Here is a 12880-nt window from a genome sequence, read left to right as displayed (position 1 = left end):
ACGGGCGGATGCCCTACTGCCCCTGCCGCGCCATGCTAACCAGCAGCGAAAACCTCGTCTCCAGACGCCAGCAGCCCACCGTAGCCGACCGTTTGCGTCTAGCAGCACGCTCCGTCGGTTGCATCACTATGCTGAGCTGCAAGCAGGATACCCATCGGCGAATCCAGCCACCTTGTCAAGACGCAAGGCCGGAGCGACGGGACGGAATAACCGAACGGAACGCATGCCCGACGGCGTCATCAGGTGGTGGTGGCGTCACTCGAGCCCGAGAACGTCGCGCATCGCGTAGAGGCCCGGAGCACGGCCATCGCACCAAAGCGCCGCATGGACCGCGCCCTTGGCAAATATCGCGCGCGAGGTTGCCTTGTGGGTGAGCTCGATGCGCTCCCCTTCCGTTGCGAAGATCACCGAATGCTCACCGACGACGTCGCCACCGCGTAAGGTGGCGAAGCCGATCGCACCCGGCGCCCGCGTCCCGGTGTGGCCATCGCGCACGCGTACGGCCGCATCCGCCAAAGCAATCCCACGCCCTGTGGCGGCCGCGTCTCCAAGCGCAAGCGCCGTGCCGGACGGCGCGTCGACCTTGTGTCGATGGTGCATTTCGACGATTTCGATATCGTAGTCGTCACCAAGAACGGCCGCGACCTTGCGGGTAAGTCCGAGCAGGAGGTTGACGCCCAAACTCATATTCGCCGCCACCACCACCGGAACGCGCTCCGCCGCCGCGGCCAGCGCGGCATGGTGCTCGCGGCCAAGCCCGGTGGTGCCGACGACGAGCGCCGTCGCATGCGCCGCCGCCAGATGTGAGGACTCGAAAACGGCGGCCGGACTCGAAAAATCGATCACCGCATCCGCCGCCGCGAACAGCGCCGCGGCGTCGTCGCCGAGACGCACTCCCAGCGGGGGAACGCCGGCAAGCGTACCCAAGTCCGCGCCCAAGTCCGGATGCCCGGGCCGTTCGCTGCCGCCGGCGAGCACGGCCTCGTCGTTCGCCAGTACCGTCTGGACGAGCATCCGCCCCATCCGTCCGGCGCACCCGGAAATGCCGATGCGCATGATCGTCCCTCGTTTCCCGTCTTTTCCCGTCGCCTGCTGGAGACGCAGGTGGATCGCTCCAGATGCGCTGCGGTTATTCCCGCAGGTCCTGCCAGAGTTCCTTGACCTTGGCGAAGAAGCCGTGGCTCTCGGGGCTGTGAGTTTCTTCGGCGCCGCCGTCGGCGAACTCCTGCAGCAACTTGCGTTGCCGGTCGGTGAGGTTCACCGGAGTCTCGACCATCGCCTCGACGTACATGTCGCCACGTGCCTGGCTGCGCAGGATCGTCATTCCCTTGCCGCGCAATCGGAATGTCGCCCCCGACTGGGTTCCGGCCGGAATTGAAATCCGCGTCCGCTCGCCGTTGACCGTCGGCACCTCCACCGAGCCACCCAGCGCCGCTGCCGTCATCGACAACGGCACCCGGCAATGGATGTCCGCGCCGTCGCGGCTGAAGAAGCGATGTTGGGAGACCGTGACGAAGATATAGAGATCGCCGGGAGGCCCGCCGCGGACGCCGGCTTCGCCCTCGCCGGTGAGCCGGATGCGCGTGCCATCCTCGACCCCGGCGGGAATGCTGACCTGAAGGCTCTTCTCCCGCTGTATCCGGCCGGCGCCATTGCACGTCCGGCAGGGATCGCGGATCGTCTGACCGCTGCCGCCGCATGACGGGCAGGTCCGCTCGACGGTAAAGAAGCCCGACTGGGTACGCACCCGCCCGTTCCCCCGGCAGGTCGAGCAGGTCTCGGGAGCGCCACCACCCGCCGCACCGCTCCCCTTGCAGGCGTCGCAACGGATCGCTGTTGGGACCTGCACCGTTTTCTTGGCGCCGGCGAAAGCGCTCTCAAGGGTTATCTCGAGGTTGTAGCGCAAATCGGCGCCGCGCCCACTGGTACGTCCGCCGCCACGGCCGCCGCCGCCGAACATCTCTTCGAAGATCTCGGCAAAGCCCGAGCTGAATCCGGTGCCAAATCCGGGTCCGAAGCCGCCGTCGCCTCCCGCGCCGCCGTGCTCGAAAGCCGCATGGCCGAAGCGATCGTAAGCCGCCCGCTTCTGATCGTCCTTCAGAACCTCATAGGCTTCGTTCAGTTCCTTGAAACGATGCTCCGCTTCCTTGTTCCCCGGATTGCGGTCGGGATGGCATTCCAATGCGGCCTTGCGGAACGCCTTCTTCAGGTCGTCCTTGCTCGCCTCCCGTCCAACCCCGAGAACGCGATAATAATCCTCTTTCGACATTTAAAATCATCCGCGGCCAGGAATGCTGCTCGCTTGATCAAAAAAGCGGCGGCGGCATCACCGCCGCCGCCAGCATTTCTCAGCGGCCTAGCTGGCCTTTTTATGCGCCGGATCGACCTCTTCGAATTCGGCGTCCACCACCTTATCGTCGCTGGAGCCGTCACCAGAACCGCCGGCCGGGCCGCCGGGAGCCGCATCCGCCCCTTGGCCCTGCGTCGCGCGGTACATCGCCTCGCCCAGCTTCATCCGCGCCTGCCCCAGCGCTTCGGTCTTCGCCTGGATGGCGGAAACGTCGCTACCATCCTTGACGTCCTTCAGGTCGGCCACGGCCTGTTCGATCGCCTGCTTATCGGCGGCAGCGATCTTGTCGCCGTACTCCGCCAAGTCCTTCTCGGTCGCATGCAGGATCGAATCCGCCTGATTGCGCGCCTCGACCTGTTCGCGCCGCGCCTTGTCGTCGGCGGCGTGCGCCTCGGCTTCCTTAACCATCCGCTGGATGTCGGCGTCCGAGAGACCGCCCGACGCCTGGATGCGGATCTGCTGCTCCTTGCCGGTCGCCTTGTCCTTGGCGGAGACGTTGACGATGCCGTTGGCGTCAATGTCGAAGGTCACCTCGACCTGCGGCATGCCGCGGGGCGCCGGCGGGATGCCGACGAGATCGAACTGCCCCAGGATCTTGTTGTCCGCCGCCATCTCGCGCTCGCCCTGGAAGACGCGGATCGTCACCGCCGTCTGGTTGTCGTCCGCGGTCGAGAACACCTGGCTCTTGCGGGTCGGGATCGTGGTGTTGCGATCGATCAGCCGGGTGAACACACCGCCCAGCGTCTCGATGCCGAGCGACAGCGGGGTGACGTCGAGCAGCAGGACGTCCTTGACCTCGCCCTTGAGCACGCCGGCCTGGATGGCAGCGCCGATGGCGACGACCTCGTCCGGATTGACGCCCTTGTGCGGCTCGCGCCCGAAGAACTGCTTGACCTTCTCGACTACCTTCGGCATGCGCGTCATGCCACCGACGAGGACGACCTCGTTGATCTCACCGGCGGTCAGCCCCGCGTCCTTGAGCGCGGCACGGCACGGCGCGATCGTCCGTTCGATCAGGTCCTCAACCAGCGCTTCGAGCTTGGCGCGCGTCAGCTTGATGTTGAGGTGCTTCGGTCCGGAGGCATCGGCGGTGATGAACGGCAGATTGACCTCGGTCTGCATCGTCGACGACAGCTCGATCTTCGCCTTCTCCGCGGCTTCCTTCAGGCGCTGCAGGGCGAGGCGGTCGGAGCGCAGGTCGATGCCTTGCTCCTTCTTGAACTCGTCAGCGAGGTAATCAAGGATGCGCTTGTCGAAGTCCTCACCGCCAAGGAAGGTATCGCCGTTGGTCGATTTGACCTCGAACACGCCGTCGCCAATCTCGAGAACGGAGATATCGAAGGTGCCGCCGCCGAGGTCATAGACCGCGATCGTCCCCGCGCCCTTCTTCTCAAGGCCATAGGCGAGCGCGGCCGCAGTCGGCTCATTGATGATGCGCAACACCTCAAGCCCGGCGATCTTGCCGGCGTCCTTGGTCGCTTGGCGCTGGCTGTCGTTGAAGTAGGCCGGCACGGTGATGACCGCCTGCTTGACCTCCTCGCCGAGGAAGCTCTCCGCCGTTTCCTTCATCTTCTGCAAGATGAAGGCGGAAATCTGGCTGGGGCTGTACTTCTTGCCCTGGGCCTCGATCCAGGCGTCGCCACCGGCTCCTTCCACGATCCGGTAGGGCACCATGCCCTTGTCCTTCTCGGTCACCGGATCGTTCCATCGGCGGCCGATCAGCCGTTTGATCGCGAACAAGGTGTTTTCTGGATTGGTCACCCCCTGGCGCTTTGCCGGCTGGCCGACCAGCCGTTCGCCGGAATCGGTGAACGCAACGATTGAAGGCGTGGTTCGTGCGCCCTCGCTGTTCTCGATCACCCGAACGTCCTTGCCTTCCATGACGGCGACGCAGGAGTTCGTGGTACCCAGATCAATGCCGATGACTTTGCTCATGTTTTCACCTCTCTTGCGGCGAGCCCGCGCGACCCAACCTGGCGTCGCGAAGACCCCCTGGTGGTCGTTGGATTTATCTGTCGTCCAACCTGACGCCTCGGCGCGTTATATATGCGGGGGCTCGAAAGCGCGCAACCGGGCGAGGCATAAACGCGGCGCCAAAACGGCGCTTCGCAATGCCGTCCGTTTCGCCCCGATACTGCAGGCCGCACCGCGACAATCCGGCGCCTTGATGGCTGACGCGTTCGGCGATCCCTGCGCTCACAAGGATTCGTCGATCCGCTGTCCCGACATCGTCTCCTCATTCTCGGCCGCCTTGCGATAGGCGCCCGGCTTGGTCTCGGTGCGCGGAAATTCGATCACCCCCTCGTCAGGGCCGGCCGGGGCGCCGGCACGGGGACCACCCCGCGAGATCCCGACCCGGGCGGGTCGCAGCGTCCTGTCCTGAATGGCATAGCCCGACTGCATGACCTGAAGCACTGTGCCGTGCGGCACGCTCTCGTCCGGAATCTCGAACAGCGCTTCGTGCACGTGCGGATCGAACGGCTGCCCCTCCGCCAAGATCGGCTTGACGCCGTGCCGCTCAAGCGTTGCCAGCAGTTCCCGTTCGGTGATTTCAACGCCGCTGATCAGCGCGTCAAGCACGGCATCACTCGCGCGGATCTCCTCCGTAACGCTGCCAAGGGCGCGGCGCAAGTTGTCGGCCACCGACAACAGGTCACGAGCAAAGCCGGTGATGGCATATTGGCTTGCCTCCTGCCGGTCGCGCTGAGCCCGCCGCCGGACGTTTTCCATTTCGGCCAGTGAGCGCAGGTATTCGTCCTTCAGGCGAGCGACCTCTTGTTCCGCCACGCCCAGCCTTAGGGTCAGATCGTCGATCTGCTCCTGCGCCGAAGCCTCGGTACCGGCGTTGGCCACACCTTCGGCTGCGGCGTCGCTTTTATCCATCGCCTCCTCTGGTCGCGTTGCGGCCGAGGGCTTGGTCTCCTGCTCGCTGTTGCGTTCCGTGTCTGCCATGGTTCCCATTCCCGTCGTTTACCCGCGTCATCCGATCATCCGGCCGACCACTCGAGCGGTGTAGTCGACCATTGGGATAATTCGGGCATAGTTCATGCGTGTCGGTCCGATGACGCCGATGGCGCCGATGATCCTTTCGCTGCCGTCCCGAAACGGGCTTACGATCATTGAACAGCCCGCGACGTTGAAAAGCGTGTCGCCGGAGCCAATAAAGATCCGCACGCCGTCGGCCTTGTCGACCATCGAGAGGACCTTGACAAGAATCTCTTTCTGTTCAAGGGCGTTGAACAGCGAGCGGATGTGCTCGAGTTCACCCAGCGCCTGAACGTCGTCGAGCAAGCGCGCTTGCCCACGTACGATCAGCGAGCCCCCGCGTTCGCCGCCGGCCCACATCGCCAGTCCGGACTCGACAAGCTTGCTGGTTAACTGGTCGAGTTCGGCCGTATGAGCCTCGAGTTCAGACAGAATTTCTTCACGTGCCTCGGCGATCGTCCGCCCGACCAGCCGAGCCGAAAGGAAATTCGAGGCTTCGACCAGAGCCGACGGCGGCAGGCCCGGTGGCGTCTCGATGATGCGGTTTTCGACGACTCCATTCTCGGCGACAAGCACGACGAGGGCGCGGCCCGGATTGAGATTGACCAACTCGATGTGCTTGAGCGGATGCTCGGTCTTGGGCGCCAAGACGAGACCGGTGCAGCGGGTGAGTCCGGAAAGGGCATGGGTGGCACGCTCAAGCATGCCCTCGATGTTGGTCCCGCTGCCGGCGCATTGCTGGGAAATCGCCCGCCGCTCCTCATCGCTGAGGTTTCCGACGCCGAGCAAGCCGTCGACGAACAGACGCAAACCTGCCTCGGTCGGCAACCGCCCGGCCGACGTGTGCGGCGCGAACAACAGCCCGGCATCCTCAAGGTCGGCCATGACGTTGCGGATGGTCGCGGGCGACAGCGAAACCGACAGGAGCTTGGAGAGCGTCCGCGAGCCGACCGGCTCGCCGGTCTCCAGGTACGAATCGACAATCTGGCGAAGGATCTCCCGCGCGCGGTCGTTCAGGTCCCGGATCATGCGTGCACGCCTACTTTCGACTGCCGCCGTCCCGCCCGACGGCGAGACCCCTTACGCGGCTGAGGGGTGATTTAGTCGGAGCATTTAGACCCGTCAACGCGGGGCCGGCAGATGATCGCAAGAGGAACCGACGCTCAGCGCGGTTCAGACCACGCATCGGCGTCGGCCTTTACGGCACCGCGCCCGCACGTTAGGGTGCGCGCCCTTTCACGCAACGAGTGTATGCTTTGATGAGACCCTCCGGCCGCGCCAACGATCGCCTGCGCCCTGTTCGCCTCGAGACGGGCGTCAGCAAGTACGCCGAGGGGTCGTGCCTCGTAGAGTTTGGCGATACGCACGTACTTTGCACCGCCTCTGTCGCCCAGCGCGTCCCCTCCTGGTTGCGGGATAGTGGACGCGGCTGGATCACCGCCGAATATGGCATGCTTCCGCGGGCCACGGCCGAACGGACCGACCGGGAAGCGGCGCGCGGCCGGCAGTCGGGCCGAACCCAGGAAATCCAGCGGCTGATCGGCCGCAGCCTGCGCGCGGTCACCGACCTTACGGCGATGCCCGACCTTCAGGTGCGCATCGACTGCGACGTTCTCCAGGCTGACGGCGGCACCCGTACAGCTTCGATCACCGGCGGCTACGTCGCCTTGCATCTGGCGTTCCAAAAACTGATCAAGCTGGGATTACTGAGCGCATTGCCCCTGACCGACCACGTCGCCGCGATTTCCTGCGGTATCTGCGACGGAGTCTGCCTGCTCGACCTCGAATATCAGGAGGATTCCGCCGCCGACACCGATGCCAACTTTGTGCTTACCGGCGCGGGCGCCATCGTCGAGGTGCAGGCGACCGCCGAGCACAAGACGTTTAATCAGGACGAGTTGCTGAAGCTCATCGCCCTCGCCCGCGGCGGTATCAACGAGCTTGTCGGCCTGCAGCGTCAGGTACTCGGCCTCGCTTGAGCGAGGTCGAAGGAGTCGTCGAAAATCGCGATGCCACGTCGTTTCGAAAACACCCGGCTGGTTCTCGCCAGCCACAACCGCGGCAAGCTGGTCGAGATCGCCGATCTCCTCCGCCCGTTCGCGGTCGACGTGATCTCCGCCGGCGACCTCGGCCTTGCCGAGCCCGAGGAGACCGGTCTGACCTTTGCGCAAAACGCGGAGTTGAAGGCGCTGACATCAGCGCGGGGTTCGGGGTTTGCGGCGCTGGCCGACGATTCGGGCCTGGTCGTCCCGGCTCTTGGCGGCGCGCCCGGCATTTATTCCGCGCGTTGGGCCGGGCCGGAAAAGGACTTCGGTGCGGCGATGCGTCGCCTCGAAGTGGAACTTGGCACGTCCAGCGACCGACGTGCCCACTTCGCCTGCGCCCTGTGCCTCGCCTGGCCAGACGGACATTGCGAAACGCTGGAAGGCACCGTACACGGCCGCCTGGTCTTTCCCCCCCGGGGCGAGGGCGGTTTTGGCTACGATCCGGTGTTCGTCGCTGATGGCTTCAACCGTACCTTCGGCGAGATCGAGCCGGCGGAAAAGCATGCGATCAGCCATCGCGCCGAGGCATTTCGCAAACTGGTGGCCGCCTGCTTCGCGTGATCTCGCAGCCTGCTCAACTCCGTCCAACCATGGACGTGCACCCGGCCCAATCCGCATTCGCTCCACGGAGCGGTGCGAGGTTGATCAGCAGGTCACACTGTTCTGCCCGGCGTTCGCAGGCATTGCGGCTGCTGACGTGCGTATGGATATGGGTTGCTTGCCGGGCGATCAGAAGCCGCCGGCCGGGCGACCGTTCGAAGATCGTGCTCAGATCGTCGCTCTCGCCGATGTAAAGAGCGTCCCAGCCGCGTCCCTGGCGCCGCGCGGCGATAAAGTTTCCGGGTTGGCACGCAAGCGTGGCATCAAGGCCATGCACCACATAAAGATAGGATCGTTTGGAGCGCCCCCACCAGCACCATTCCACCGCCCGCCTAGCGCCGTCCGACGGAACGCTCAAGCAACGAAAGCCGCCCATGTCGTATTCAGCCTCGCAGTATCCGGGCCTTGAAGCAGACAAGACGCCGTCGGCCTCAGCCTTTCTACTAAGATCATATTCCTACATCCTAGTCAAGTGACCCCGCCGTGAACGAGATCGCGATTTATGTTCATTGGCCGTTCTGCAGTTCGAAGTGCCCTTATTGCGACTTCAACAGCCACGTGCGCGAGACGATCGACAGCGATCGCTGGCAGCGCGCCTATCTCGCCGAACTGGATGGTTTTGCCGCCGAAACCGTGGGACGGCGGGTGTGCAGCGTGTTTTTCGGTGGCGGCACGCCCTCACTGATGGACCCAGGAACGACAGCGGCGATCGTGCAAAGGATCACCAGCCTGTGGCCGGTCGCGACGAACCTTGAAGTCACCCTCGAGGCCAATCCGTCGACTGCGGAAGCGGCCCGGTTCCGCGCCTTCAAGGATGCAGGGGTGAACCGGCTGTCGGTTGGCGTCCAGGCGCTCGACGACGACGCGCTGCGCCTGCTCGGGCGCGGCCATTCGACAGCCGAGGCGCGCCAGGCAATCGCGCTGGCCGCGGCGATTTTCCCGCGCTTTTCGTTTGACATGATCTGGGGCTGGCCGGGCCACACGGCGCCAGCCTGGCGGCAGGCGCTCACCGAGGCGATCGCGATAGCCGGCGATCATCTCTCCGCCTACCAGCTCACCATCGAGCCGGGCACGGCGTTCTGGCGCGACGGCGTTCCGGCGGCGGATGAGGACACGGGGTGCGCGCTGCATGACGTCACCCAGGACTTGCTCAAGGCAGCGGGATTGGATGCATACGAAATTTCCAATCACGCGCGCAGCGGCGGTGAGTGCCGCCATAACCTCGGCATCTGGCGCGGCGGTGATTACCTCGGTATCGGCCCGGGCGCGCACGGACGGATCACCACGGATGGCCACACAACGGCGACGCGCGCGGTTCGCGCGCCGGAAAAATGGCTCATGCGTGTCGAGCAAGGAGCGAGCGGGCTTGCCGAGCGCGCCGCACTCACGCGGGAGGAACGCCGTGAAGAGCTGGTCATGCTGGGTCTGCGTCTGCGCGAGGGCCTCTCGCGCGGCCAATTCCGCGCCCTCACCGGCATCGAGCCGGAAGCCGCGGTCGATGCCAATGCCCTCACCCTGCTGATCGAGGCCGGCTTCGCCGAGCGAGACGCTCTCGGCCTGCGCGCCACCGCCGCCGGCCGGTTGCGGCTGGATGCCGTATTGGCACGGTTACTCGCGTGACACGGCGCGCTCACGCCGACGACCCTCAGCTACCGGCAGCGAAACTGCGCGGCGCCTCATCGATTACGTCGACGCCGTTGCGCTCGACCCTGAGGATCGCAAGGCGCCGGTCGACGACACCGTCAACCGTCAGCCGGAAGAGACCATCGCGACCGAAGAACCCGTTAGGATCGGTCAGATGCGCCGGCGAGAACGGCGTGCGCTCGGGTCCGCGGGCGAGAACCGCGGCAAGCGCCGTCGCGTCATAGGCGAGGGTGGCCAGGCGCGGTGGTGGCTGCCCGAAGGCACGCTTGTAGCGCACGTCGAACTCTTCACGCAGGCTCGGCGGGGGCGCGGCGTACCAGGCGCCGACAAGCGCCGTCTCGCTGCCCAGACCGGGCTCATCCCACTTGCCCGTGCCGAGAAGCTGCACCCCCGGAGAGCGGATTCCGAAGGCAGCGAGACTCGCAGCCATGGCGCGCAGTTGCGGCCCACCCTCCGCCAGCAGAAGCGCATCGAAGGCAGGTAGCGGCGGCAACATGGCCATCGATGGCTGGGCGTCACCCGCCGGCGCATCGGATGCGCCGGTCAACTTGCGCATCAGGGCGGAAAAATCCTGGGTGTCAGGATCGTAGGATTCGATGCGGACGACCGCGCCACCGCTCGCCGCCGCTGACTTGCGCAGGGCATCGGCAATCGCCGAGCCATAGAGGTTATCAGGCACGAGCGCGGCGAAGCGGTTCAGCCCCTTCAGCGTTGCATAGCTGATGACCCGCTGCACTTCCGCTTCCGGCGTAAAACCGATAATGTAGACGCCCGGCTGGGCGACGTTGCGATCGCTGGAAAACGCCACGACCGGAACGTTCGCGCTCGCGGCGATGGGGACGACAGCACGCACCGACGACGCCAGCAACGGCCCCAGGATGAGCTGCGCGCCGTTCGCCGCCGCCTGCTTCGCCGCATCGGCCGCGCCGCCGGGCGTGCCCTTATCATCGATCGGCATCAACTCGAACCGTCGGTCGGCGAGATCGAACATCGCCATTTGAGCCGCGTCGGACATCGCCTTGCCGAGCTTGGCGAGTCGGCCGGAAAGAGGAAGCAGCAACGCGACCTTGACTGGCTGGTCCTGCGGCAGCTCTGCCGTGAAGGGCGGCGCGCCCGGCGCCGCGGGCTCGGCAGCGGGCGGGACCGTCGCCGAAAGACCGGGCTTCTTCGCTTCCGGCGTGGGGCTCGCCACCACCTCGCCGCTCTGCGGCCTCGCCGCGCCGCTTGGCAAGCCGGTCGCGCTTCTGAGAGTATCGCACGAGGCAAGGGCGAGCGAGACCGCGAGCAGAGATGACACGACGGCACAAGGCCGGGTCGGCCGCGGAACGACGGGCCGTGGAGACGGCAGGCGGCGGGCGGGCCAGAACGGCATCGCGGGGACTCAAACCTCCTCGTCAGGTCGACGGCACGGTCGTGGCGGAAGGTAGCGATTCGGTCGAGGCGAGTAAATCATCGTCGCTGCGATCGTTAAAGTCGCCTGCTGCGGCCGGCCTCTATCTGATCGCGACACCGATCGGCAACGCCGCCGACATCGGCCTCAGAGCGCTCGATCTGCTGGCGCAGGCCGACGTTATCGCCTGTGAGGACACGCGCGTTACCGCGCGCCTGCTGGCGATCCACGGCATCGCCCGCCCGCTGCTTCGCTGCGACGAACACGCGCACCGCATCGCCGGCCCGGCGCTGGTCGAGCGGGTGGCACACGGCGAACGGGTCGCCTTCGTCTCCGACGCCGGCACACCGCTCGTCTCCGATCCCGGTCAGCGTCTGGTGCGCGCCTGCATCGACGCGGGTCTGCCGGTATTCGCCGTTCCCGGCGCCTCCGCGGTATTGACGGCACTGTGCATTTCGGGCCTGCCGGTGCAGCGATTTCTGTTCGCGGGCTTTCTTCCGCCGCGCACCACCGCCCGCAGAAGCGAACTCGCCGAGGTCGCCGGCCTCGCCGCCACTTTGGTTTTCCTCGAATCCGCGCAGCGACTGGCGGCGTCGCTCGCCGATATGGCGGACGTCCTTGGCACCCGCGACGCGGCGGTCGCGCGTGAGATGACCAAGCTGTTCGAGGAGGTTCGCCGCGGCCGCCTGGGCGATCTGGCCGCGCACTACCGCGCCGCCGGACCGCCAAAGGGCGAAGTAACGGTGGTCGTCGGCCCACCCGCGCCCGCCCAGCCGGTCGACGCCGACGAAGCCGACCGCCGACTGAGTGAAGCGCTGAACACGCTGTCGCCGCGCGACGCGGCAGCCAGCGTCGCCGCAGCAACCGGCTTGCCGCGGCGCCAGCTCTATGCCCGAGCAGTCGCGCTCAGGGGCGATCGAAGCTGAGCCGCCGACGCCCCATCGACGAAACCAGGCTCGCCGCCTGGCGTTTCGGTCGCACCGCCGAAGCGCTGTGTGCGATCGTGCTTCGGCTTCACGGCTGGCAGATCCTCGCGCGGGATTTCCGCACGCCCGTGGGCGAGATCGACCTGATCGCCCGCCGTCGCGGCACCATCGCCTTCATCGAGGTCAAGGCACGGGCAAAGGATGGCAGCACTGAGGCGCTGACGCCGCGCCAGCGCCGGCGCATCGTCCGCGCCGCCGAGGTTTTTCTTGGCGCTTATCCTCACCTCCTCCGCCTTGAGGCCCGCTTCGATTTGATGCTCGTTGCCCGCCGCCGCCTTCCTCGACACCTGCCAGCCGCGTTCCGCGCCGACGATTGATGGCCAAGGTCCGACGTTGGAGCGACTCACTGCCCATAGTGGGCCGCTAGCAGCGACTCATTCGCCCGTATGGGTCGCGCGGCACCCGCTCGCGTCGGAAACCGAGTCCGCACGCGTCCGTTTGGCCGGCTTCGCAATACAGGCTTCCTTGCCAGGCGACATCGATGAATTGAGGCCGATCCATTCGGCGATGCGCTCCGGCTCCCAACCGGCGCGCCGTTCTCCCTCGGCGATCATCAGCGGCCGGCGAATCAAGGCGGGGTCTTCCAGCAGCAACGCCATCGCGGCATCGGCGGACAGCCCTTCCGGCACGACCTCTCCGCTCTTGACGCGAACCGCTGAGCGATTGAACCAATCGGCCACAGCCGTATCGCCAAAAAAGCCGCCGAGCTGCTCTGCCGTCCAGGGCTCGGAAAGGAGATCGCGCACCACGACGTCGTGGCCAGCGGCCTGCAGCACGCGCATCTGGCGCGCATTCCCCTGGCATCCCGGCTTGGCATAAAAGATGACTTCAACCATGGTTCCCGACCCCGTCTTGTACCGCAAACGCCGCCATCGGCCTG

At 66.0% G+C, this 12880-nt stretch carries 13 protein-coding genes; 5 read left to right on the top strand and 8 right to left on the bottom strand.

Annotated elements, in window-relative coordinates; translation table 11 throughout:
• Positions 1 to 255: 255 nt before the first annotated feature.
• The 5 genes from IPK66_04190 to hrcA all read right to left on the bottom strand — a co-directional run bounded on the left by IPK66_04190 (position 256) and on the right by hrcA (position 6364).
• On the bottom strand, positions 256 to 1056 hold the full coding sequence (locus tag IPK66_04190) for a 4-hydroxy-tetrahydrodipicolinate reductase (protein ID MBK8174497.1): 801 nt from the start codon (positions 1054 to 1056) through the stop codon (positions 256 to 258).
• A 73-nt stretch (positions 1057 to 1129) separates the two neighbouring features.
• On the bottom strand, positions 1130 to 2269 hold the full coding sequence (gene dnaJ / locus IPK66_04185) for a molecular chaperone DnaJ (protein MBK8174496.1): 1140 nt from the start codon (positions 2267 to 2269) through the stop codon (positions 1130 to 1132).
• A gap of 87 nt (positions 2270 to 2356) precedes the next feature.
• The gene (gene dnaK, locus IPK66_04180; protein ID MBK8174495.1) at positions 2357 to 4285 is read right to left on the bottom strand and encodes a molecular chaperone DnaK; all 1929 of its coding nucleotides are present in this window, start codon (positions 4283 to 4285) and stop codon (positions 2357 to 2359) included.
• Between the two features lie 261 nt (positions 4286 to 4546).
• On the bottom strand, positions 4547 to 5302 hold the full coding sequence (gene grpE, locus IPK66_04175) for a nucleotide exchange factor GrpE (GenBank protein MBK8174494.1): 756 nt from the start codon (positions 5300 to 5302) through the stop codon (positions 4547 to 4549).
• A gap of 27 nt (positions 5303 to 5329) precedes the next feature.
• Positions 5330 to 6364, bottom strand: a complete 1035-nt coding sequence (gene hrcA / locus IPK66_04170; protein ID MBK8174493.1) for a heat-inducible transcriptional repressor HrcA — start codon at positions 6362 to 6364, stop codon at positions 5330 to 5332.
• Positions 6365 to 6594: 230 nt separating this feature from the next.
• Here hrcA and rph point away from each other — a divergent pair, with 230 nt between their 5' ends.
• Positions 6595 to 7314, top strand: a complete 720-nt coding sequence (gene rph / locus IPK66_04165) for a ribonuclease PH (protein MBK8174492.1) — start codon at positions 6595 to 6597, stop codon at positions 7312 to 7314.
• Positions 7315 to 7344: 30 nt separating this feature from the next.
• Positions 7345 to 7941, top strand: coding sequence for an RdgB/HAM1 family non-canonical purine NTP pyrophosphatase (gene rdgB / locus IPK66_04160; GenBank protein ID MBK8174491.1), 597 nt, complete (start codon positions 7345 to 7347; stop codon positions 7939 to 7941).
• A gap of 13 nt (positions 7942 to 7954) precedes the next feature.
• Here the strand turns inward: rdgB and IPK66_04155 are convergent, their stop codons facing one another.
• A complete protein-coding gene (locus tag IPK66_04155) occupies positions 7955 to 8356 on the bottom strand; it encodes a hypothetical protein (protein MBK8174490.1) in 402 nt (133 codons plus the stop codon).
• A 107-nt stretch (positions 8357 to 8463) separates the two neighbouring features.
• Between IPK66_04155 and IPK66_04150 the strand changes: the two genes are divergently transcribed.
• Positions 8464 to 9600 (top strand): coproporphyrinogen III oxidase, encoded by a 1137-nt coding sequence (locus tag IPK66_04150; protein ID MBK8174489.1) that lies wholly within the window; start codon positions 8464 to 8466, stop codon positions 9598 to 9600.
• A gap of 25 nt (positions 9601 to 9625) precedes the next feature.
• Here IPK66_04150 and IPK66_04145 read toward each other — a convergent pair whose 3' ends face one another.
• Entirely contained in the window at positions 9626 to 10921 is a 1296-nt protein-coding gene (locus IPK66_04145; protein ID MBK8174488.1) for a penicillin-binding protein activator, read from the bottom strand.
• Between IPK66_04145 and rsmI the strand changes: the two genes are divergently transcribed.
• Both rsmI and IPK66_04135 read left to right on the top strand, forming a co-directional pair.
• Positions 10915 to 11940, top strand: a complete 1026-nt coding sequence (gene rsmI, locus IPK66_04140) for a 16S rRNA (cytidine(1402)-2'-O)-methyltransferase (protein MBK8174487.1) — start codon at positions 10915 to 10917, stop codon at positions 11938 to 11940. The two genes, IPK66_04145 and rsmI, sit on opposite strands and share 7 nt — an antisense overlap.
• Positions 11937 to 12317, top strand: coding sequence for a YraN family protein (locus IPK66_04135; GenBank protein ID MBK8174486.1), 381 nt, complete (start codon positions 11937 to 11939; stop codon positions 12315 to 12317). Before rsmI ends, IPK66_04135 begins: the two co-directional genes overlap by 4 nt.
• Before the next feature lie 57 nt (positions 12318 to 12374).
• On the opposite strand, the gene IPK66_04130 is transcribed toward IPK66_04135, so the two are convergent.
• Positions 12375 to 12836, bottom strand: a complete 462-nt coding sequence (locus IPK66_04130; GenBank protein MBK8174485.1) for a hypothetical protein — start codon at positions 12834 to 12836, stop codon at positions 12375 to 12377.
• Positions 12837 to 12880 lie beyond the last annotated feature (44 nt).

This window comes from Rhodospirillales bacterium (assembly GCA_016712595.1).
GTDB lineage: Bacteria > Pseudomonadota > Alphaproteobacteria > Rhodospirillales > Defluviicoccaceae > Defluviicoccus.
The sequence above is the reverse complement of the archived record's forward strand: the minus strand, read 5'-3'. Positions and strand labels throughout refer to the sequence as shown.